Genomic DNA, 21,439 nt, shown 5'->3' on the forward strand with positions numbered 1-21,439 from the left:
CCCTTCAGCCCAGGTAGAAAAGGCTGCCGGGAACAACCCAGCGGCCTTTTGCATTGTCCTGTCATGGAATGCCTCAAAGCGGGGAGTTTCTCATGACGCTCAGCACCATTATCATCATCATTCTGATCCTCATTCTGATCGGCGCGGTGCCGACATGGCCTCATTCGCGTTCCTGGGGTTATGGTCCCTCCGGCATCGTCGGCGTCATCCTGATCGTGCTGCTGGTGTTGCTGCTGATGGGCAGGATTTGACCCGGAGTTTGGTGTGCACGAATGCTACAGCGCTGCGCGGCCTTTTGGACTCACAGCGCTGTAGCAATTGATTTTGCGCATGGTCCTTTCCGAGCCTTCGGTTCGAAACGCACGTTTTCAGGCAGCTTTCGAAACGCCATCAATCGTGGCCCCACCGATATCACCGAGGGCTTCTGCCACCGCCCTATCCAGCGGCGTATGCGGGATCGTGCCGAGGATGCCTTCCAGTCTTGCCGAGACCAACTGGTGTGGCTCGAAGCGGAGATAGGACATCGAGACGAGCTCGCGCCACATCGCCACGAACGGACTGCCGGCGCGCAACACCCACCACGGCATCGACGCCAGTTTCAACGTGCGCCCGAGCGCCTGCTCCGCGGCGGCCTTGATCTCCAGATCGGTAACGGCGTGGCCGGGAAAGTTCAGCGCCTCGTAGGTGCCGAGCTTGTCGAGATTCTCAGTCAGTCCGACGAAAGCCTTGGCCATATCAGGCAGATAGGCCCACTCATGCAGGAGATCGGCCGGCCCGGGGGCGGTATAGACGCCCTTGTCCATCTTGGCGGCCACCATCAGATCGAACCACGATCCGGTGCCGGTGCCGCCGAAGAAATCGCCGGCTCGCAGCAGAATGGTGCGCACTCGGCCTGCTTCGGCCTCGCGGCGAAAGAGGTCTTCCATGGCGACGCGGATGCGGCCCTTTTCCGTCGTCGGGTGGAATGGCGTGTCTTCGGTGATGACCGCCGGCATCGGCGAGCCGTAGTTGTAAACGCTGCCGGGAGCGAGGTGCAATGCGTGGTTCGCCCGGCACGCGGCCATGACGTTCTCGGCCATCGGCAGGCACTTGCCCCAGTCGGTATAGATCGGGTTGAGGCCGTTGAAGATGATGTCGACGCCTTCGGTGGCGCGGATAAGCGCTTCGCGATCGAGCCCGTCGCCGGCGACGGCCGCCGAGCCGATGAGTTCTGCCGTTATCTTGCCGCTGCGGGTGATGGCGCGGACATCATAGCCGGCGTCGATGAAGGCCTTGGCAACCACGCGGCCGAGCCGGCCATTGGTCCCCAGAATTGCGATCTTGGTCATGTTTCGTTTCCGTGTTTGCGTTACGGTCACAATATGATACGCCCGCAAACGAATGGAAATTGACTGAATCTGGCGACATGATATTCAGTTTTGAATGGAAATCGACTGGAATCTGATCAAGAGTTTCGTCACCGTGGCGGAAACCGGCAGCCTGTCCGCTGCCGCGCGCAAGCTGGCTGCAAGCCAGCCGACGCTCGGCCGCCATATCGCCGAGCTGGAGCAGGCGCTCGGCGTCACCCTGTTCCGGCGCGGGCGGCGCGGCTACGCGCTGACGGAAGCCGGCAGCACGCTCTACGAACGCGGCCGGGCGGTGAGCGAGCAGGCAAGCGCCTTTTCGCTATTGGCGCTGGGATCGGTCGAGGCGATCGAGGGCACGGTGCGCATTGCCGCCAGCGAGGTGGTGGCGGCCTATGTCCTGCCAGAGATGACGGCGCGGCTGGGTGCCGAGAAGCCCGGCATCGAGGTCGAGATCGTCGCGTCGAACCAGGTCGAGAATCTTTTGCGCCGCGATGCCGACATCGCTATCCGCATGGTCAAGCCGGCCCAGAACGAGGTGGTGGCGCGCAAGGTGGCAGACATTCCGCTCCGCGCCTGCGCGGCAAAATCCTATCTCGACCGGCGTGGCCGTCCGCGCGAACCCGGCGATCTTGCCGGCCACGACCTGATCGGCTTCGACCGCAGCGATGAGATCATTCGCGGCTTTGCCCAATTCGGTGTCCTGCTCACCCGCAATGCCTTCCGCTTCAGGACCGACAACCAAATCGTGCTGTGGGAGGCGGTGCGGGCGGGAAACGGCATCGGCTTTGGCCAGGAGCCGCTGGCCGACCGCGATCCGCTGGTGGAGACAGTGCTGCCGGGCCTCGGGCTGCCGACGCTGCCGGTATGGCTGGCCATGCACCGCGACGTACGCACCAGCGTGCGCATCCGCCGTGTCGCGGATTTCCTCTATGAGGAGTTGAAGCGCTATTCGGCCGGGGCCGCGTCAGGCGCGAATTCGGCGCGGTGAGCGAGCCCGGCCATCAAGAATACGACGACCAGCAGTCCCGACAAAGCGACGAAGATCGGACCGAAGCTTGAATGCTCGGCGATGAAGCCGATTGCCGACGGCGCCACCAGAATGCCGGAATAGCCCATTGTGGTGACGACGCTCATGCCGGTGCCGGACGACATGCCTTCCTGGTTGCCGCCGGCCGAAAACAGGATCGGCACCATATTGGCGATGCCGAAGCCGCAAAAGGCAAAAGCTGAGATGGCGAGCCAGGGCGAGGGCGCCAGACCCGCCACCAGCATGCCGGCAGCGGCGACAAGCGCCGAAACGCGCAGTGTCGTCACGGCGCCGAAACGGTTGCGGACCCCGTCGCCAACGAAGCGCATGACGGCCATGACGCCGGAGAAAGCGGCGTAGGCCAAACCAGCTACGGCAAGGTCGGTGCCGAGTTCCTGTTGCAGGTAAAGCGCTGCCCAGTCGAGCACCGCACCCTCGGAGATCATCGTCATCAGCGCCATCAGCCCGACCAGATAGACCAGCGGATTTCCAGGCAGCGCAAATTTGCGATGCCCGATTACCCCCGAGGACGCTTGGGGCGGCTTGTCCTCGGCAATCAGGTAGCGGACTGCCACTGCAATCACGGCGAAAGCGAGCGCCGTCACCACCGTCGCATGGGCGAGATGACCGTAATTCTGGATGGCGAGGCCACCGAGAGCGCCGCCGGCGAAACCGCCAAGGCTCCAGAAGCCGTGCGAGGACGACATGATGGCCCGGGACAAGCGCCGTTCCACCGTGACCGCATTGGCGTTCATGGCGACATCCATGCCGCCGATCGAACCGCCAAAGATGAACATGGCGATGGCCGCCAGCGGCACGTTTGGAGCCAGCGCCACAACCAGCAGGCCGAAGCTGCCGATGAGGCCGAACCAACGCAGCACGGTGCGCGACCCATGCCTGGAGATCAGGTCGCCGCACCAGGTCATCGCTGTGACCGCGCCGGCGCCGAACAGCAGGATCAGCAGGCCAAGCGTGAACTTGCTGATATCCAGCCGGGTCAGCACCACAGGGATCTGCGGCGCCCATGCGCCGGTCAGAAAGCCATTGGCCAGGAAGATGGCCGCCACGGCCCATCGTCCACGAATGGCGGCCTGCATGCGGTTTAGCGTGTCCATCGTGTAGAATCCGATGCGAAAAATAGCTTCGCGCGGCAAATTAGATCGATTCAATCCTCAGTCAAGCGCTCGTTCTTGAAAAGTGCTTGGGCCAAACGGCTCGCTTGCACCCAGGTTGATGAAGCCGATCTGGTCGGGCTTTGTTCGACCACGATCTTATCCGAAAACCGGTTTCCACTTTTCGGGATCGTGGTCTTAGTGATCCCTGGGGCGTCTTGCCTCGAACTCGGCCTTCTTGGCATTGGAGGCGTCGGTCTGGTTGAGCGCCTGCCATTCGGCATGGGGCATGCCGTAGATGATCTCGCGCGACTGGTCCTTGCTGAGATCGACACCCTCGGCCTCGGCGGCGTCGCGATACCAGTTGGACAGGCAGTTGCGGCAGAAGCCGGCGAGATTCATCAGGTCGATGTTCTGCACGTCCGTGCGCTCACGCAGATGCGCGACCAGTCGGCGGAAGGCGGCGGCTTCGAAATCGCGTTTCTGCTCGTCGCTGAGTTCGGTCATGTGTTCTTGGCCTCCTTGGGCCTCCTAAGAGCGGCCCGGTGCGCGAGCCGAATCGTTTGACCTGATGTATATCGGGACGGCGGTTGATCGCGTCAACGATCGGCGCCAGCCGTTCGGCCCAGGCGACCGCATCCTGCCGATCGGCGATCAGGTCCTGACGGATTTCGATTAGCGCATGGGCGAAGCCGTTGATGATGGCGTGCTTGAACATGGTGTCGCCGCGCAGCGCGCCGTCATAGGGCTCGTTGTCGCCGACGATAAGGCTTTTGTCCCTCGCAAGCATGTCGATCAGCGGTCGCGCCACCCGGTCGTCGCGATCCCACAAGATGCCAACATGCCAAGGGCGCACGAACCCCTGCATGGACGGGGTGAAGGAATGCACCGAAAGGATAAAGGGGGCGCTTGCGCAAGCCTGCGCGGCCGAGGCGATCATGGCGCCGACCGCATCGTGGTAGGGTCGATAGAAGCGGTCGAGCCGCTTTTCACGTTCTTTCAGAGCAAGTGGATAATTTCCCGAAATGACGGTGCCGTCATAGAGTTGGCGGATCAGCGTCGGATCGTCCTCGCCGCGATTGGGATCGATCAGAAGCCGCGAAAAATTGGCGAGTACCGCCGGCACGCCGAGCAACGCGGCCAGTTCGCGCGTCACCGTCTCGACACCGATGTCGTAGGCGATATGGCGGTCGAATTCCGCCGCCGGCAGGCCGAGGCTGCCATACTCTTCCGGCAGGTCGCGATGGGCGTGATCGGCCAGGAGCACGATGCCTCGCTTGCGATCGCCTTCGACGACGTCGAAAGGCGCGAAAACTGTGGATCGGGTCATCGGCGGGAAATGGTCTGTTCGCTGGCTTCGGGGGAGGATGGTATCGTCATTGCACGAAGGGGAGGATTACGCAATGCCGTCGTTTGGCCACGGTTTCTGCGGAAATCTGGCAGAAGGCGACAGACCGTGCGCCGGAGCCTTTCTAAATCGATTGGAATTGAGCGGAAGGGCGCGTTGACATGCGCCCGGACTTTTCCGAAAAGGGGCGTTGAGAGATGCAAATGTGGTTCTTGAGAGGTTTCAGGATGGGTTCCGCCGGCAGGCCGCGTGTGCGTTATGCCTTCGCCATGCCGCTCCTGACCTTTGCCGTTGGCCTCGCCGCGATGGTTGCTGCCTCGCCGGCGTGCGCCGATTTCCGTGTCTGCAACGCCACGCAGAACCTGGTCGGCGTCGGCATCGGCTATCGCGCCAAGGCCGGCTGGATCACCGAAGGCTGGTGGCACATCGAGGGTTCGAGCTGCAAGACGCTGATCGAGGGCCCGCTGTCATCAAGATTTTACTATCTTTATGCAGAAGACGCCGAGCGCGGCGGGCGCTGGGATGGTCCGATCAACATGTGCGTGGCCGAAAAAGAGTTCAAGATCGCCGGCGTTAGCGATTGCGTCGCCCGGGGCTTCCAGCGCGCCGGATTCCAGGAATATGACACGGGCGAGCAGGCAAGCTGGATGGTCCAGCTGACCGATGACCCCGCAACGGGGGGCGTTCCAGCCGCTCCGGGAACAAACAGTCAATGAGACGCAGCCGCAAGGTCAAGATACTCGCCACCATCGGTCCGGCCTCCTCCTCCGAGGACATGCTGAAGAAGCTTTTCGAAGCCGGCGCCGACGTGTTTCGCATCAATATGAGCCACACCGATCATGAATTGATGCGCACACTTGTCGGTCGCATTCGCACCGTCGAGAAAGCGGTCGGCCGGCCGATCGGCATTCTCGCCGACCTGCAGGGACCCAAGCTTCGGGTCGGCAAGTTTGCCAACGGCAAGGAGACGCTGACACTCGGCCAGACCTTCACGCTCGACGACAATCCCGAGCCCGGCAACTCGACCAGGGTTTATCTGCCCCATCCGGAAATCCTGAGATCGGTCGAGGCCGGTCACCGTCTTTTGATCGACGACGGCAAGCTCGAGCTGAAGGCGGTGGAGAGCGACGGACAGGCGATCGTCTGCACCGTCGTCGCCGGCACCAGCATCTCCGACAAGAAGGGCGTCAGCCTGCCCGACACCGACCTGCCGGTCGGCGCGCTGACCGAAAAGGACCGCAGCGATCTGGATGCTGTGCTGGCCACCGGCGTCGACTGGGTGGCGCTGTCGTTCGTGCAGCGGCCGGAGGATCTGGCGGAAGCGCGCAAGATCGCGCGCGGCCGGGCGCTGATCATGGCCAAGATCGAAAAGCCGCAAGCCGTCGCCAGGCTGGCCGAGATCATCGAACTTTCGGACGCACTGATGGTTGCCCGCGGCGATCTCGGCGTCGAAATGCCGCTCGAAGCCGTGCCCGGCATCCAGAAGCAGATCACCCGCGCCGCGCGCCGCGCCGGCAAGCCGGTGGTGATCGCCACGCAGATGCTGGAATCGATGATCACCGCGCCGGTGCCGACCCGCGCCGAGGTGTCGGACGTCTCGATCGCCGTGTTCGAAGGCGCCGACGCCATCATGCTCTCGGCCGAATCCGCGGCCGGCGCCTACCCGGTCGAGGCGGTGGCGATGATGAACCGCATCGCCAGCAAGGTCGAAACCGACCCGACCTATGCCGGCATCATCAATGCGCAGCGCTCGGAGCCGGAAGCGACCGGCGCCGACGCCATTTCGCTTGCCGCCCGCGAAATCGCCGAGACGCTGAAACTGTCGGCGATCATCAGCTATACGGCGTCCGGCACGACCGGCCTGCGCGCCGCGCGCGAGCGGCCGCAGGTACCGATCGTCGCCCTGTCGCCGATCGTCAACACGGCGCGGCGGCTATCGCTTTTGTGGGGCACGCATTGCGTCGTCTCGCCCGACGCCATCGACCTAGACGACATGGTCGACCGCGCCTGCCGCATCGCTTTGGACGAGGGGTTCGGCAAGCCCGGCGACCGGGTCATCATCACGGCCGGCGTGCCGTTGAGGACGCCCGGCTCCACCAACATGCTGCGCATCGCCTATATCGGATCGGACGTGCAGGCCCGCCGCTAGGCTTGGCCGTCGCTTCGAATGATTTCGGTTGCTCTAAATTGGCGCGAGTTCGGCGTCCGGCGCTTTGATGTCGGCGCATTTGCCGGCGCCGTAGGTGTCGCCGGCGATCCTGACTTCCACGGCCTTCGCCATTGCCTGAAGGTCCACGTCCCTGCCGGCGACCTTTTCGATCGCGCCGACAACGAGATCGGGTGCTATCCAGTCTGGCTTGTGGCCGAGATTGCGGACCCAGACCAGTTCGGCCCCGGCGATATCGCGGACGAGGCCGACCGAATGGATCGTTGCATAGACCACCTTGTCGCGGTCGCCCGAGATGACCACAGTCGGCGCCTTGATATCGCGGTAGTGCGGTGCGGCATCGAGCGTGTAGCGATAAAGCCCGGCGACATCGGTGGCGTTGGCACGAAAGGCGTTCGGCCGAAGCACCAGCGGGATCGCGACCTCGGCGACATAGAAGTTCGGCACCTTGTTGGGGGCAAAGACGCAGGCGGTGGCGGCATTCATCTGCAGCGTTCCCGACGGATAGGTCAGCGTTTCGGAAAAAAGCCGGCCGACGATCGGAATGGTCGTCAAATTGTAGTACCAGGCGGTCGCGCCGCCCGGCCAGGGATGGGTGGCAGGCGCCATGAACACCAGGCCGAGCGTCTTGTCGGGATGCTCGCGGCCGAAGGCGGTGGTCACCGAGCCGCCGAAGGAATGGCCGGCGATGATGGCTTTCCTGATGCCGAGATGGTCCATCAGCGCTGCGATGGTGCTGGCCTGTGCCGATGGGGTCTCGTTGTTGCCGGGGCCGCGCGCCGACCAGCCTGCCCCCGGGCGGTCGAAGAACAGCATCTCGGCACGGCCTTCCAGCAAGGGCCTCAACGGCAGCATCTGATCCCTGAGATTGGCGCTGGCGCCGTGGATAAAGACAATCGGCGGCAGTTCGGCGTTTTCCCGCGCCGGAACGTGAACGTAGTGGATGCGGGCACCGTTTATATCCGCGAAGTCGCCGATCGGCGGATTGCGGCGCTCGATCAGCCATGAACCGGCGCGGGTGACACCTGCAAGGGTGAACACAAGCGCCAGGAGGAAGGCGAGCGCGGCGTAGATCGGGTTCATGGGGAGAGATACGGACCGGAGCGAAATTAGTTCACAGTCCAGCTAAAAAGACTTTCACTCAAGTGGAATTGTCCGCCAACCGGGAATTCAGATCCCTTCGCCGGCAAGTTCTTCCGAAAGCGTACCGACCTGATCCTGGGCGCTGCGCATCATCGGATAGATGCTGAGCACGCGCTGCCAGGCTTCCAGCGCCGACTGCTTGTGGCCGGTTACCGCCATGATCTGCGCCAGGCCGGACAGCGCGCCGAAATGGCGCGGCTCGAGCTGCAGCGTGCGGTCGATGTCCGCCATCGATTTCCCAAAGTTATTCATCATGAAATGCACGGTGGCGCGCCGGTTCCAGCCTTCGGCATAGGCCGGTTGCAACGTCACCACCTGGTCGAGGAAGTCGAGCGCCACGTCGAACTTCTTGTCTTCGGCCGCTTTTTGCGACCATTGCATCATCAGGTCGATCGAGGCACTGCCGGATTGCGACCACTCGTGCGAGATGCGCGCCGCGATGCGCTCGGCGGCTTTTTCATTGCGCTCACGCTTCAGGTCGACAAACAGCTGGTCGAGCCTTTCCTCCCTGGTCGTGGCAACCGGAGGGGTGACCGGGTCTTCCGCTTGAGCCGGAAGCGGGGCGAGACCGAAAAGAAAAAGCGCCGCGAAGAATGCAAAATGTATCCGCATGATCGGAATCTAACCCCGGACAGCGGATCGTCAAACTGAATTTAGCGTGAAAGGGCCGGCAGGCCGGTATTAGAGCGCCACGCGTCCTTTTGGACGCGTAAAGGACGTTCCAGCATTTTGAATTCCTGGCATCGTGCTTTCCGAAAATCGATTCCGATTTTTGGATCGATGCGGTACATCATGCAGGCGCGGAGGCAGGCGCCCCCAACGCGAAAAGACTCAGCCCTGGCGCGCCTTGTAGCGCGGAGCGGTCTTGTTGATGATGTACACGCGGCCCTTGCGGCGAACCAGCTGGTTGTCGCGGTGACGCGCCTTGAGCGCCTTGAGCGAATTCTTGATCTTCATGGTCTTGCCCGTCGGTCTGGGCCCGCTTGGGCCGAATTATTAAGGCGCGCTCGGAAAGCGCGCCTCTCAACTTGTGCGTGGCTCATAAACGAGGAGCCTTGCCCGTGTCAACCAAGCATGTGGCGGAGTTTGAGTTTCTGCCCTATCGACGGCATTGGAGCGGCGCCGTCCAATAGCCTCAACGGTGGCGGCTCATTCGCGTAAAATGGCCCATCTTGCGGCCGGGGCGTGCCTCGGCCTTGCCATAGAGATGCAGCATCAGATCGGGCTCGGCGAGCAGGGCCGGGACGCGCAGGATATCGTCGCCGATCAGGTTTTCCATGACGCAGTCAAAATGGCGGCCGGGGTTTCCCAACGGCAGGCCGGCGACGGCGCGAATGTGCTGCTCGAACTGCGAGACGAGGCAGGCGGCTTCCGTCCAGTGGCCGGAATTGTGAACACGCGGCGCGATCTCATTGGCCAGCAGCGCGCCGTCGGCAAGGACAAAGAACTCGATGCCGATGACGCCGACATAGTCGAGCGCGGCGAGTATTTCTGCTGCCGCCGCCTGCGCTGCAGCGGCGGTTTCGGACCCTATCCTGGCCGGCAGGGTCGAGCTGTGCAGGATGCCGCTGCGGTGGATGTTTTCTGCCGGATCGTAGGCGGCGAGCGAACCGTCCATGCCGCGCGCCGCGATCACCGAGATCTCGCGTTCGAAGGCGACGAAGGATTCGAGGATCAGCGGCACGTTGCCCATCGCCTCGCAGGTGCCGGCAAAGCCGCCTGTTTCCATGTTGCGGAATACGCGCTGGCCCTTGCCGTCATAGCCCATGCGTCGCGTCTTCAATATGCCGCTGCCGTCGAACTTTTTCAGTGCCGCCGTCAATTCGTCGTCATTGTCGACGGGGCAGAAATCCGCGGTGGGAATACCGATGCCGTTGAGGAATTTCTTCTCCACCACCCGGTCCTGCGCTACTTCCAGCGCGCGCGCCGGCGGGTAGACGGGGACCGTGACGGCAAGCGCGCTGGCGGCCATGACCGGAACGTTCTCGAACTCGTAGGTGACGACGGCGCTGACTGCAGCCAGTTCGGCGAGCGCGGCCGTGTCGTCATAAGCGGCAGTGATCTGCCGGTTGGCGACCTGTGCCGCCGGACAATCCGGCTGCGGCTCCAGCACGACCGTGCGGTAGCCGAGGCGCGCCGCGGCCATCGCCAGCATGCGGCCGAGCTGGCCGCCGCCGATGATGCCGATGGTCGATCCGGCGGCCAGGCTCATGGCGTGTCCGTGGGCTCGGCGGCGACCTTGGCGGTCTGGGCGGCGCGCCAGGCATCGAGCCGGGCGGCGAGCTTTTCGTCGGTCAGCGCCAGCACGGCCGCAGCCAGAAGGGCGGCATTGGTGGCGCCCGCCTTGCCGATGGCCAGCGTGCCGACCGGAATGCCGGCCGGCATCTGCACGATGGAGAGCAGCGAATCCTGCCCGGAAAGCGCCTTCGATTCCACCGGCACGCCAAAAACCGGGAGCGGCGTCATCGCCGCCGTCATGCCGGGCAGGTGTGCCGCACCGCCGGCGCCGGCGATGATCACCCGAAAGCCGGCCGCCTTGGCACCCTTGGCGAAGTCATAGAGCCGGTCGGGGGTGCGATGAGCCGAGACGATCAGCCGCTTGTGCGAAATGCCCAGTGCCTCCAGCGTTTCGGCGGCGTGGCGCATCGTCGCCCAGTCGGACTGGCTGCCCATGATGATGGCGACGTCGGCGCGTTGATCGTCCAAGCTTCTGCTCCTGGCGGCAAAGGCGCGCCTTAGCGGAATTCGGGATCGACGGCAAGGATGCTTGCCTCTGCGCAAGCGTTCTGGCGCGAGGCGCCATCATTGCCTAATCCGGCCAGCGCAAGGCGCCGGCGCTATCTTTGCGGGCCGACTTCATCGCATCCGCCGGACGCTCGGCGGCGCTCAACACGGCCCGCAGGCGCTCGGCGACGATTTCCGCCTCGCCAGGATGGAGATTGCACGGATCGAGGAAGAAGTGACCGCGCTCGACCTCGTGGTTGCGCACGATAATGGGAGGCGAACCGGCCGCCAGCGCCGACGCAAGGCCGGCGGCGGTGAATCTGCTTTCGGGCGCAACAAACACCTGCAGGCGGTCGAGCGGATTGCCGGTCGGATCGGGAATGACATGCGGGGCGATGCCGGTCAGGCCCTGCAATGCGTCCTTCCACAGATCGAGCGCCGCTTCTTCCCGCTTGCGGATGCCGGCATGATCGCGCCGCTCCCAGGCCTCCAGTGCGGCCATTGTGCCGGCGATGCTTTCCTTGCCGACCTTCATCGCCCGCGCAACGCCACGGCTCTGCAGATAGGCGGCGCGCACCAGATCCTTGCGCCCGGTGACGATGCCGCTTGTCGGTCCCGAGAGGAATTTGTGCCCGCTATAGACGACGATGTCGGCGCCGCGCGCGAGAAAGCCGCGCAAATCGTATTCGGAGGCGGCGTCAACGATCACCGGGACGCCCTTGGCGTGGCAGATCTCGCAGAACTCCTCGAGCGAGAGCATGCCGTATTGCACCGTGTGATGGGCAACGACATAGAGGCCTGCTGCGGTGCGGTCGCGGATCGCCTCGCGCACATGATAATCCTGAGTCACGCTGACCGTACCGGCCGGTACGGTCCTTGCCCCGGCGAGCCGGATCGACTGGTCGATCGGCGCGCCGTAATTGACGATGTGGCCGAGTTGGACGATGACCTCGGACTTGAGGCCCTCGGTGTCGTCCGGCAGCCGCTCGATCGCCAGAAGGTTGGTGCCGGTCATCATGCCGGCAATGGCCATGGTGATGCCGCTGGCGCAGCACGCGGTGATGAAGCCGGCCTCGCCGCCGGTGAGGCGCGCGACGACCGTGCTTGCAGCGCGCTGCAGATCGTCCATCTCCACCCACTGCGAGGCGATCTCCGACATGGCGGCGATCGCTTCCGGGACGATGATCGAGGCGCCGAGCGCCGTCATCGTGCCGGAGACATTGATGATCGGGCGAAGGCCGAGCCGTTCGCGGATTGTCGTGTTGGAGCCGTTTGCGGAATAGGTTTTCATCTCTGGAGGTCCCATTGGTAGACTTCAGGCGGCGATCTCGACGACCGCCTCGATTTCCACGGTGATGTTGCCCGGCAGGGAGCCGACACCGATCGCCGAACGGGCGTGCCCGCCGATACTATCAAAGACAGCGGCGAAAAGATCGGAACAGCCATTCACCACCTTCGGATGGTCGCTGAAGGTCGGGATCGCGTTGACGAAGCCAAGCAGCTTGACGACGCGCACAATGCGGCCGAGGTCGCCTGCCGCAGCGTGCATGACGGCGAGCAGGTTCAGGCCGGTGAGACGGGCATGCTTATAGGCCTCTTCAACCGTGACGTCCTCGCCGACCTTGCCGGTGCAAAGCGTGCCGTCGGCGCGCAACGGCCCTTGGCCGGAGAGGAAGATCAGCCGTCCGCTTTCGGCGTGCGTGACGAAGTTGGCGATCGGCGTCGGCGGCTCGGGCAGCGTCAGGCCCAATTCGGCGAGCCGGATGTAAGGCGTCATGAAAAGGCTCCTTGCGACAGCTTTCGCCGTCCGATGTCAGAAATGCGAGGCACGAAACCGCGCCAGGAAACTGCGGAGACGCTCATTGTCGATCTCCGCGCCCAGTATCTCGGCGGGCGGGCCTGCGGCGCTGACGCCGCCATCTGCCATGAAGATGATGCGGCTCGAGGCATCGCGGGCAAAGGCCATCTCGTGCGTGACCATCACCATCGTCATGCCGTCCTCGGCCAGGCTGCGCACGACCTCGAGCACCTCGCCGACGAGTTCCGGGTCGAGCGCGGAGGTTATTTCGTCGAGAAGCAGGATCTTCGGCTCCATCGCCACCGCGCGGGCAATGCCGACTCGCTGCTGCTGGCCGCCGGAAAGCTCGGCCGGCAGGCTGTCGGCCTTGTGGGCAAGGCCGACCCGGCCGAGCCAGTGCTCGGCAATGGCGCGGGCCTCGGTACTGCTCTTGCCGCGCACCTTGCGCAGGCCAAGCATGATGTTGCCGGCCGCCGTCAGATGCGGAAACAGATTGAAACTCTGGAACACCATCCCGGTTTCGGCCCGCATCTTCGCCAGGTCGCGCTCGCTGCGGCGCTGGCGTGTTCCCGTGTCGCGGAAGCCGACCTCCTTGCCGTCGATGCGGATGGAGCCGCTGTCGTAGCTCTCCAGGAAGTTGACGCAGCGCAGCAGCGTGGTCTTGCCGCTGCCGGAAGGCCCGATGACAGTCACCACCTCGCCGCGCGTCACCTGCAGGCTGACGGCGCGCAGGACCGCGACGGATCCGAAGGATTTGGAAACCTCGGAGACATCGAGAAGCGCCGGATTGGCGGGCGTGGCGATGGGCATCTTGCTATTCCCGGATGAAGGAGAAACGCCGCTCCAACCGTCGGCTGGCCAGGGAGAGCGCGTAATTGACGGCGAAATAGATGACCGCACCGAGGATGTAGAGCGGCATCGCTTCATAGGTGCGGCCGATGACCTGGTTGATGGCATGCATCAGGTCGGTGATGCCGAGCAGCGAGACCAGCGCGCTGCCCTTCACCGCATCGGTGACGCCATTGATCCATGGCGGCAGGAAACGCCTGAACGCTTGCGGGAAGATGACGTAGGCCAGTCGCTGGCGAAAGGTCAGCCCGATCGCCATCGCCGCTTCGGACTGCCCCTTCGGTATGGAACCGACCGCACCGCGCAGATACTCGATGACCTGCGCCGTCTTGAACAGGGTGAGCGCCAGCACGGCTGCCCAGAAGGATTCCAGATGGAGGCCGACGGCAGGCAGGCCGTAATAGACGAAGAAGATGAGCACCAGGATCGGAATGCCGCGAATGGTATCGCTGAAAATGCGCACCGCCCAGCGCAGCGGAGCCGGGCCATAGACAAGGCCGACGCCCATCATCACGCCGGCGACGAGCGACAACACCACGACCAGCAGTGACACCAATAGCGTCACGGCAAAACCCTGGGCCAGGAAGGGCAAGGCATAGGCGATCTGGCCAAGCATCCTAGTGCGCCGCCCTGAACCGGCGCTCGACAAGCCGAAGTGCAAAAAGAAGCGCGTAGCCCGTCAAGAGATACATCGCCGTCACCACAAGGTAGACCTCGACGATGCGGAAGGTGTTGAAGTTGATCCACTGGGCGCCGTAGGTGAGTTCGGGCACCGAAATGACCGACGCAACGGACGTGTCCTTGAACAGCGACAGGAACGTGTTGGAAAGCGCGGGCAGCGTTATGCGCAGCATCGTCGGCAGGCGCACATGGACCAGCCTTTGCCATGGCGTCAGGCCGATCGCCTTGCCGGCGTCGAGCTGTCCGCGCGGAACCGCTTCGAGCCCCGAGCGGAACACCTCGACCAGATAAGCGCCGCTATAGAGCGACAGCGTGGCGATGAACGAGGTCTGCGCGCTGTAGGCGATGTCGACCACCGTCGGCAGGCCGTAGAAGACGAGATAGACGAGCAGGATCAGCGGCACGTTGCGGATGAACTCGACATAGGCGGCGATGACGGTCCGCACCGCACGCCCGGCCGACACGTACCAGATCGCCAGAAGCAGTCCGATGAGGATGCCGATCGCGATGGAGATCACGGCCAGCTCGAGGCTGAGCAGCAGCCCGCCCCAAAGCTTGTCGAAATGCCGCCAGATCAGGTTGAAGTTCAGGGTATAGCCCATGTGTCCCTGTCATTATCGAGGGCTGTCGATGATAAGCCGCGGAAGGGCGCAAGCCCTTCCGCCTGCTTGCATCAGATGACCGGGAAGCCGGGATGGCGCGCCGGCGGCTCCTGTCCAAAATAGTCCTTGAATGCAGCGTCGTAGAGCGCCGTCTCATGGCCGAACATGGCGGTGGTGAAGGTCGTGTTGACGAAGGTCAGCCAGTCGAGGTCGCCTTGCCGAAGTGCGGCGCCGTAAAGCATCGAGAACCAGCTCTTGCCGGCATCGAAGTATTTGTCCGGATTACGCGAGGCGAGCCAGCGAACCGTCGACAGATCGACGGCGGCGGCGTCGACGCGTTTCGATTCCAGTGCCTGCAGCACGTTGGCCTGCGTGTCTATCTGCATCACCTGCGACTCCGGCAGGACGATGTGCACATTTGCCTCGGCATCGACATTCTGCAGGATGGAAACCCGCGTCGCCGAACCGCCGGCAAGCAGCTTGTCGAAGGTCTTGTTTTCGGCGTTTGGAAGGGTCAGCAAGGCGATGCCTTCGACGTAATAGGGCCGGGAGAAGTGGATCAGCTGCGAGCGCTGGGCGGTCATGGTCATGAACTGGATCGAAATGTCGACCTTGTTGGTGGTCACGTTCGGAATGCGCTGGGCCGGATCCTGCATGACGAACTCGACCTTGGTCGTATCGTCGAAAAGTCCCTTGGCAAGAATGCGCCCCATGGTGATGTCCATGCCGACCAGTTCGCCGGCGTCGTTTTCAAAGTGCCAGGGCGCGTTGGTGCTGCCGGTACCGACGATCACCTTGCCGCGATCGAGAACGGTGCGCATCAGGCTGTCCGGTGCCGCCTGCGCCGCCGCCTTCTGAACATCGACTGTTGTCGCTGCGCCCACCACTCCGGCCGTTGCAAGCCCAGCCAGTTTCAGAAAATCACGTCTTTTGGATGTGTCGTTCACGGCGACCTCCTTTTCGTGTTGTGTTCCCCTTTGCCGATACATGCATCGGTAATCTGCTCGATTGTCTCTTACAAAAGACACATGTATCCTGTACGAGACAGATACTAACATCAGGAATCAGCAATGCAAGATGGCAATGCCTTGGCAGTTCGGCCGGACGCTGGTCCGGACGACGACAGGATTGCGGGCTCCCGCGAGAAGGGTCTCAACCGCGTGCTCCATATCCTGGAGTTTCTTCATGCGAACCAGCGAGCGATCGGGATTGGCGATCTCGCCAAGGGAGTGAATGCGCCGCGCTCGACGATCTACACGCTCGTGCGCTCGCTCGTGGATGCGGGCCTGCTGGAAATGGCCGGCGACGGCAATCGCGTCTATTTCGGGAAGAAGCTTTATCTCTACGGAATGGACTATGTGCGCGGCAACGACCTGCTCAGGCGAGGGCGTCAGGAAGTCGACAATCTTTCGCGCGAGACAGGCGAGACCTCCGAATTGTGCATGCTGCAAAACGGCCGCTACACGATTGTCCATTCAAGCCCGGGCACCAGGCCGTTCCGGATCAGTTCGGCCACGGGTCTGCAGATACCGCTTCCCTGGACCGCTTCCGGGCGGTTGCTTCTCGCCGGTTTCGAACGGGCGGTGATCGAAGACATGGTGTCCGAAGACGATCTCGTCCTGCCGGATGGCCGCAGATTGCTGCTGGACGACTTCATAGAAGATATCGCTACGGCCGGGGCTGCCGGCTACTGTGTGACCTCCGGTCTTGTCGACGCCTATACAAAGTGCCTTGCCGCGCCGGTCTTTTCAGCTGCCGGCAAGGTCGAGGCGACGATATGCCTGGTGGTTCCCATCGACACTTCCGAGGAAAAGACCGGCGATCTCATCGCCCTGCTGCGCGAACGCGCCGCGAGGCTTTCGATCACGGGATGAGCAGGATTTGTCGCGACCGTAAGTGGGATTCGCTCACGCGATGATGTCGGGGATGATCCGGTCTTCCAGCGCCATCAGCCGGTCTTTCAGGAAGAGCTTTTTCTTCTTCATGCGCTGGATCTGCAGAGGGTCGCAGCCCATGGCGATCATCGCGTTGATCGCCGCGTCGAAATCGGCGTGTTCTTGCTTTAGCCGAGAATATTCGAGGCGGATATCGGCCTGTTCCTGTTCGGACATTATTTACCGTCTGCACGTCTGCGGCGCCCAAAAATGGGCCTGATTGGGCGAGGCCGGAGGTATCTTGCACCGGCGCGCAGCCAATACCACATTTCGTATTGTCGTGGAATGCTACTACGCAGCATTCGACATCGGTGCCCGATAGTGGCACACTGTCATTATGCCGTCACAGAAGCGAAATTGCGGTGGGACGCGCCTTGACGGCTGCAATCGAGGAAACCATGAAAGGGAGAACCAATCATGTCTCTTGCATCCCATCTTGATGAGCTGCAGCGGAAACACGGCGACATCGAACGCGAAATCGATGATGCGATGAACCATCCATCGGTCGACGACCTCGAAATCGTGAATCTCAAGCGGCGCAAGCTGGCGCTCAAGGACGAGATTGAGAAATTGAAGGCGAAACCGAAACCCACCACGCACTGACGCTCATCTACGGCGCTGCGCGTCCTTTGGACGCGCAAAGGGCGCGTCGTGCTTCTGATTTCAGCGCATGGTCCTTTCCGAAAATCCTTTCGGTTTCGGGGTCATGCAGGGAACAGTGCGCGCTTTTCCCGACCATCTTCTCCGGTGGCAACCAATGCCGCCGGAGCGTTTCCCTGTTTGTCCGGCGGTTCGATTTGACAGGTTTGCCTGCCTGTCGCCATTGACAAGCCATCTTTGCTCCTCCACCTCATGCCGGGACCTTCTATAGCGCCGCGCCTCCTTTCGGACGCGCAATGGACGCTGTATTTTGATTTTTGCGCAGATTGTTTCCGGAAACCGATTCCGGAATTCGGCGCTAACAAAGGGCAGCCGGCCATGACCGGATATTTTTCTTCACCCTTCTCGCGCCGCACGTCTGTCGGTGTCGACGTCGGCGGCGTGATGGTCGGCGGGGGCGCCCCTGTCGTCGTTCAGTCGATGACCAACACCGACACCGCCGATGTCGACCAGACAGTCGCTCAAGTTGCCGCGCTGCATCGCGCCGGCTCCGAGATCGTGCGCATCACCGTCGACCGCGACGAGAGTGCCGCCGCCGTGCCCGCCATCCGCGAGCGGCTCGAACGGCTCGGCATCAATGTGCCGCTGGTCGGCGATTTCCACTATATCGGCCACAAGCTGCTCGCCGACCACCCGGCTTGCGCCGAGGCGCTGGCCAAATACCGCATCAATCCCGGCAATGTCGGCTTCAAGGACAAGAAGGACCGGCAGTTCGCGGCGATCGTCGAGATGGCGATCCGGTACGACAAGCCGGTGCGCATCGGCGTCAACTGGGGGTCGCTCGACCAAGAGCTTTTGACCAGGCTGATGGACGACAACCAGCGCCAGGGCTTTCCGCTGACCGCGCAGGAGGTAACGCGCGAGGCGATCGTGCAGTCGGCGATCCTGTCGGCCGAAATGGCCGAGGAGATCGGCCTTGGCCGCGAGAAGATCATCCTGTCGGCCAAGGTCAGCGGAGTGCAGGATCTGATCGCGGTCTACACCGAGCTTGCCACCCGCTCCAACCACGCGCTGCATCTCGGCCTCACAGAGGCCGGCATGGGTTCGAAAGGCATCGTCGCCTCATCCGCGGCGATGGGCATTCTTCTCCAGCAAGGCATTGGCGACACGATCCGCATCTCGCTGACGCCGGAGCCGAACGGCGACCGCACCCGCGAGGTGCAAGTGTCGCAGGAACTCCTGCAGACCATGGGGTTTCGGCAGTTCGTACCGATCGTCGCCGCCTGCCCCGGCTGCGGCCGCACCACCTCTACCGTGTTCCAGGAACTCGCGCAGGACATCCAGGCGGATCTGCGCAAGAACATGCCGGTGTGGCGTGAAAAATACCCCGGCGTCGAAAACCTCAAAGTCGCGGTGATGGGCTGCATCGTCAACGGTCCGGGTGAATCCAAACATGCCGATATCGGCATTTCGCTGCCCGGCACCGGCGAGACGCCGACGGCGCCGGTGTTCGTCGACGGCAGGAAGGCGGCGACGCTGCGCGGCCCTTCGATCGCCGCCGACTTCGAGAAAATGGTCGCCGACTATATCGAGCAGCGGTTTGGGCAACCTGGCAAGGCTGCGGCGGAGTAGGTCGATGCGGCGCTTCCCCTGGGTGACGCCGATTTTGCTTGGTGGATTGGTTTTGCTTGGTGGGCTGGGCTGGGCGACGGCCGTCCACGCCGATCCGCCGCGTCCCGCCAAGCAGCGGCTGCTCGACCGTGTTTGCAATCTGATCGAGGCGCATGCCGATCGAAACGGCCTGCCCAAGGACTTCTTTGCACGGCTGATCTGGAAGGAAAGCCGCTTCGATCCCAATGCGGTCAGTCCGGTCGGCGCCGAAGGCATTGCCCAGTTCATGCCGGGCACCGCCAAGATACGCGGCCTCGCCAATTCATTCGATATCGAGCAGGCCATTCCGGCCTCGGCAAGATATCTCGCCGAGATGAAAACCGGCTTTGGCAATCTGGGCCTGGCCGCCGCCGCCTACAATGCCGGCGAAAGCCGGGTGTCGCGCTGGCTGAGTTCCGGTGGCTTCCTGCCGATGGAAACCGAAAACTACGTCCTGGATATCATGGGCGAGCCGGCCGACAGGTTCACCGACACCGCCTATGCCGGCAGCATCCAGCCGCTCGACAAGAAAGCAAGCTTTGCGGTCGCCTGCCGCAAGCTGCCGATCATCAAGTCCCAAACCGTGGCGATGGCGTCGATCAACATCAAGCCGTGGGGCGTGCAGGTGGCCGGCAATTTCCGCCGCGCCGCGGCGCTCAATCAATGGACTGGTGTAAAGCGCCGGTTTCCGGCCTTGCTTAAGGGCCATGATCCGGTCGTCAGCCGGGTGCGCTCGCCGATCGGCAGGCGCGGCATCTATGCTGTCCGGATCGGCGCCGACTCCAAAGCCAAGGCCGACAACATCTGCCGGAAACTGCAAAGCGTCGGCGGTGCATGCATTGTGGTGCGGAATCGGTGATGGGTGCCGACTGATTTTCCCGACAAACCATCGAAGCTGCGCTTTTATTCCACGAATTCTGCTGGTCCACGGCTTCAGCTATAGGCTTACCATGACCGACCGTCTCTACAACGATCCCGGCCTCGTCCAGTTCTATGATATGGGAGAACGAAGGCGGCGTGGACTTCGAACGATTTCCGCCACAATCCCGCTACCGGTGTCGTCACTTACTCCACCCGTTACGAAATGCCCGGCAGCGGACGCGTGCTCAGCGCCGAATCGAAAATCGCCGTGCCGACAAAGGAAAGCCTTGCGCAGATGCTGGACCAGACCGGGCTGGTCGTCGAAGAATGGCTCGGCAACTGGCGTGGCGAGCCATACGCTCCAACATCGCCAGAAATCATTCCGATCGGCCGGCTGCGCTAGCCCGGACGTTGCTTCGCCTTGAGCGTTTTCCCATTCCTTGACGTGACCGATTGAGCGTACGGATAAGCCAAAGACACCACCGCCCAATTGCGGCGCTGCGCTGACGACGTGCCCACCGATGCACGTCGTGAGCATCTCGCAGGTTTACGTGTTCTGAACTCATGGCACCTCCTTGCCAGCATTTTGCATGCTGAAGAGGAAAACATATTATGGTTCGCATCTGCTGATAATCGGTGATAGTTTCCGTTCATCTGTGACGAATTGGAATAGATATCATCGACCGGCAAGAGACGATGGGTGTGTACCTGGCAGTTGTCGAGGAAGGCGACTTCTCGGCAGCGGCACGCCGGCTGCGGATGACACCTTCGGCCGTCAGCAAAATCATCGGTCGGCTTGAGTCCCGCCTTGGCGTGCGCTTGCTGCAGCGCTCGACGCGGCGCATCAGCTTGACGGCGGAAGGCAGCACCTATGCCGAAAGCGCTCGCCGCATCCTGAACGACATCAAAGAGGCTGAAATCGCGGTTCAACCCGGAGCAGAACCGCGCGGCCGGCTGCGCGTCAGTCTTCCGAGCGCCTTCGGCCATCGCTTGATCGTGCCGATGTTGCCAGCCTTCATCGATCGCTACCCGGCCGTCGAGCTCGAGCTGATGTTCACAGATGCCATTGTCGACCTGTTGGCTGAGGAAACCGACGTCGCCGTGCGCGTTGCCGCACACAGCGATTCCAGGCTGGTGGTGCGGCGGCTGGCGCCCAATCGCCGTGTCATTTGCGCATCACCTCGATATCTCGAAAGACATGGCATGCCGACAACGCCAGACGACCTTCAAGGTCATGTCTGTCTTGGCGTCACAGCACGCGGCGGTCTCAATATCTGGGAGTTCGATGGCCCGGACGGTCTGCAAAGCATGCGTATCCGCAGCCCGATAGAGGCCAACAGCACCGAAGCGCTACGCCGGCTTGCGCTCGCCGGTATAGGCATCATCCGCATGTCGGAGATATTGGTCGGGCCGGATATCAAGGCAGGCAGACTGACCGCGCTGCTCACCGGATACAATCATCCTGACGGAGCGCCAATCTGCGCTGTCTATCCGCCTGGCCGAATTCTGTCGCCGCGCGTGCGCGTGTTCGTGGATTTCCTGGCCGAACAGTTCGCCAACCCTCCTTGGCTACACGGCGCGCCATAGGACGGGAGTA

General features: G+C 62.8%; 26 protein-coding genes. 10 read left to right on the forward strand and 16 right to left on the reverse strand.

Annotation, left to right across the window (positions count from 1 at the left end; translation table 11 throughout):
* Window positions 1-92: 92 nt before the first annotated feature.
* Window positions 93-251, forward strand: coding sequence for a DUF3309 family protein (locus M727_RS39905; protein ID WP_036262152.1), 159 nt, complete (start codon window positions 93-95; stop codon window positions 249-251).
* A gap of 117 nt (window positions 252-368) precedes the next feature.
* On the opposite strand, the gene M727_RS0112360 is transcribed toward M727_RS39905, so the two are convergent.
* The gene (locus tag M727_RS0112360) at window positions 369-1,328 is read right to left on the reverse strand and encodes an NAD-dependent epimerase/dehydratase family protein (RefSeq protein ID WP_027152949.1); all 960 of its coding nucleotides are present in this window, start codon (window positions 1,326-1,328) and stop codon (window positions 369-371) included.
* 94 nt (window positions 1,329-1,422) lie between these two features.
* Between M727_RS0112360 and M727_RS0112365 the strand changes: the two genes are divergently transcribed.
* Entirely contained in the window at window positions 1,423-2,334 is a 912-nt protein-coding gene (locus tag M727_RS0112365) for a LysR family transcriptional regulator (RefSeq protein WP_027152950.1), read from the forward strand.
* Here M727_RS0112365 and M727_RS0112370 read toward each other — a convergent pair.
* The 3 genes from M727_RS0112370 to M727_RS36320 form a co-directional block, all read right to left on the reverse strand.
* Window positions 2,292-3,488: an MFS transporter gene (locus tag M727_RS0112370; RefSeq protein WP_027152951.1), complete on the reverse strand. Its 1,197-nt coding sequence runs from the start codon at window positions 3,486-3,488 to the stop codon at window positions 2,292-2,294. The genes M727_RS0112365 and M727_RS0112370 overlap by 43 nt on opposite strands.
* A 195-nt stretch (window positions 3,489-3,683) precedes the next feature.
* Window positions 3,684-3,992, reverse strand: coding sequence for a DUF1244 domain-containing protein (locus M727_RS0112375; protein ID WP_027152952.1), 309 nt, complete (start codon window positions 3,990-3,992; stop codon window positions 3,684-3,686).
* Complete coding sequence (locus tag M727_RS36320) at window positions 3,916-4,815, reverse strand: N-formylglutamate amidohydrolase (protein WP_084646711.1); 900 nt, start codon at window positions 4,813-4,815, stop codon at window positions 3,916-3,918. Before M727_RS36320 ends, M727_RS0112375 begins: the two co-directional genes overlap by 77 nt.
* 287 nt (window positions 4,816-5,102) lie before the next feature.
* On the opposite strand from M727_RS36320, the gene M727_RS0112385 reads away from it, so the two are divergent.
* The gene (locus M727_RS0112385) at window positions 5,103-5,549 is read left to right on the forward strand and encodes a DUF1036 domain-containing protein (RefSeq protein ID WP_236385304.1); all 447 of its coding nucleotides are present in this window, start codon (window positions 5,103-5,105) and stop codon (window positions 5,547-5,549) included.
* On the forward strand, window positions 5,546-6,982 hold the full coding sequence (gene pyk, locus M727_RS0112390) for a pyruvate kinase (RefSeq protein WP_027152954.1): 1,437 nt from the start codon (window positions 5,546-5,548) through the stop codon (window positions 6,980-6,982). The genes M727_RS0112385 and pyk overlap by 4 nt, the downstream gene beginning before the upstream one ends.
* A 33-nt stretch (window positions 6,983-7,015) precedes the next feature.
* Here the strand turns inward: pyk and M727_RS0112395 are convergent, their stop codons facing one another.
* The 11 genes from M727_RS0112395 to M727_RS0112445 form a co-directional block, all read right to left on the reverse strand.
* The gene (locus tag M727_RS0112395) at window positions 7,016-8,083 is read right to left on the reverse strand and encodes an alpha/beta hydrolase (protein ID WP_027152955.1); all 1,068 of its coding nucleotides are present in this window, start codon (window positions 8,081-8,083) and stop codon (window positions 7,016-7,018) included.
* A gap of 87 nt (window positions 8,084-8,170) precedes the next feature.
* Window positions 8,171-8,755, reverse strand: a complete 585-nt coding sequence (locus tag M727_RS0112400; protein ID WP_027152956.1) for a hypothetical protein — start codon at window positions 8,753-8,755, stop codon at window positions 8,171-8,173.
* Window positions 8,756-8,974: 219 nt separating this feature from the next.
* A complete protein-coding gene (gene ykgO / locus M727_RS0112405) occupies window positions 8,975-9,100 on the reverse strand; it encodes a type B 50S ribosomal protein L36 (protein ID WP_006327841.1) in 126 nt (41 codons plus the stop codon).
* Window positions 9,101-9,278: 178 nt separating this feature from the next.
* Window positions 9,279-10,355 (reverse strand): 5-(carboxyamino)imidazole ribonucleotide synthase, encoded by a 1,077-nt coding sequence (locus tag M727_RS0112410; protein ID WP_027152957.1) that lies wholly within the window; start codon window positions 10,353-10,355, stop codon window positions 9,279-9,281.
* Window positions 10,352-10,849 carry a 5-(carboxyamino)imidazole ribonucleotide mutase gene (purE, locus tag M727_RS0112415; protein WP_027152958.1) on the reverse strand — a complete coding sequence of 166 codons (498 nt, stop codon included), beginning with the start codon at window positions 10,847-10,849 and terminating at the stop codon, window positions 10,352-10,354. The genes M727_RS0112410 and purE overlap by 4 nt, the downstream gene beginning before the upstream one ends.
* Window positions 10,850-10,952: 103 nt before the next feature.
* Window positions 10,953-12,158, reverse strand: a complete 1,206-nt coding sequence (locus M727_RS0112420; protein ID WP_027152959.1) for an aminotransferase class V-fold PLP-dependent enzyme — start codon at window positions 12,156-12,158, stop codon at window positions 10,953-10,955.
* Between the two features lie 24 nt (window positions 12,159-12,182).
* Window positions 12,183-12,644, reverse strand: coding sequence for a RidA family protein (locus M727_RS0112425; protein WP_027152960.1), 462 nt, complete (start codon window positions 12,642-12,644; stop codon window positions 12,183-12,185).
* Window positions 12,645-12,680: 36 nt separating this feature from the next.
* Window positions 12,681-13,475, reverse strand: a complete 795-nt coding sequence (locus M727_RS0112430) for an amino acid ABC transporter ATP-binding protein (protein ID WP_027152961.1) — start codon at window positions 13,473-13,475, stop codon at window positions 12,681-12,683.
* Between the two features lie 4 nt (window positions 13,476-13,479).
* Window positions 13,480-14,130: an amino acid ABC transporter permease gene (locus M727_RS0112435; RefSeq protein ID WP_027152962.1), complete on the reverse strand. Its 651-nt coding sequence runs from the start codon at window positions 14,128-14,130 to the stop codon at window positions 13,480-13,482.
* Between the two features lies 1 nt (window position 14,131).
* Window positions 14,132-14,797, reverse strand: a complete 666-nt coding sequence (locus M727_RS0112440; RefSeq protein ID WP_027152963.1) for an amino acid ABC transporter permease — start codon at window positions 14,795-14,797, stop codon at window positions 14,132-14,134.
* 71 nt (window positions 14,798-14,868) lie between these two features.
* Complete coding sequence (locus M727_RS0112445) at window positions 14,869-15,744, reverse strand: transporter substrate-binding domain-containing protein (protein ID WP_027152964.1); 876 nt, start codon at window positions 15,742-15,744, stop codon at window positions 14,869-14,871.
* A gap of 123 nt (window positions 15,745-15,867) precedes the next feature.
* Between M727_RS0112445 and M727_RS0112450 the strand changes: the two genes are divergently transcribed.
* Window positions 15,868-16,671, forward strand: coding sequence for an IclR family transcriptional regulator (locus tag M727_RS0112450; RefSeq protein ID WP_027152965.1), 804 nt, complete (start codon window positions 15,868-15,870; stop codon window positions 16,669-16,671).
* Between the two features lie 33 nt (window positions 16,672-16,704).
* Here the strand turns inward: M727_RS0112450 and M727_RS0112455 are convergent, their stop codons facing one another.
* Complete coding sequence (locus M727_RS0112455) at window positions 16,705-16,908, reverse strand: YdcH family protein (protein WP_023797035.1); 204 nt, start codon at window positions 16,906-16,908, stop codon at window positions 16,705-16,707.
* 240 nt (window positions 16,909-17,148) lie between these two features.
* Here M727_RS0112455 and M727_RS0112460 point away from each other — a divergent pair, with 240 nt between their 5' ends.
* From M727_RS0112460 to M727_RS36330, 5 genes are all read left to right on the forward strand, one after another.
* The gene (locus M727_RS0112460) at window positions 17,149-17,334 is read left to right on the forward strand and encodes a YdcH family protein (protein WP_023797036.1); all 186 of its coding nucleotides are present in this window, start codon (window positions 17,149-17,151) and stop codon (window positions 17,332-17,334) included.
* Between the two features lie 375 nt (window positions 17,335-17,709).
* Window positions 17,710-18,963, forward strand: coding sequence for a flavodoxin-dependent (E)-4-hydroxy-3-methylbut-2-enyl-diphosphate synthase (gene ispG / locus M727_RS0112465; protein WP_027152966.1), 1,254 nt, complete (start codon window positions 17,710-17,712; stop codon window positions 18,961-18,963).
* A 4-nt stretch (window positions 18,964-18,967) separates the two neighbouring features.
* On the forward strand, window positions 18,968-19,840 hold the full coding sequence (locus M727_RS0112470; RefSeq protein ID WP_027152967.1) for a lytic transglycosylase domain-containing protein: 873 nt from the start codon (window positions 18,968-18,970) through the stop codon (window positions 19,838-19,840).
* 243 nt (window positions 19,841-20,083) lie between these two features.
* The gene (locus M727_RS36325; RefSeq protein WP_198032638.1) at window positions 20,084-20,245 is read left to right on the forward strand and encodes a hypothetical protein; all 162 of its coding nucleotides are present in this window, start codon (window positions 20,084-20,086) and stop codon (window positions 20,243-20,245) included.
* 293 nt (window positions 20,246-20,538) lie between these two features.
* On the forward strand, window positions 20,539-21,429 hold the full coding sequence (locus tag M727_RS36330) for a LysR family transcriptional regulator (RefSeq protein ID WP_036262160.1): 891 nt from the start codon (window positions 20,539-20,541) through the stop codon (window positions 21,427-21,429).
* Window positions 21,430-21,439 lie beyond the last annotated feature (10 nt).

The sequence above is a fragment of the Mesorhizobium sp. WSM2561 genome, from assembly GCF_000513915.1.
Lineage (GTDB): Bacteria > Pseudomonadota > Alphaproteobacteria > Rhizobiales > Rhizobiaceae > Mesorhizobium > Mesorhizobium muleiense.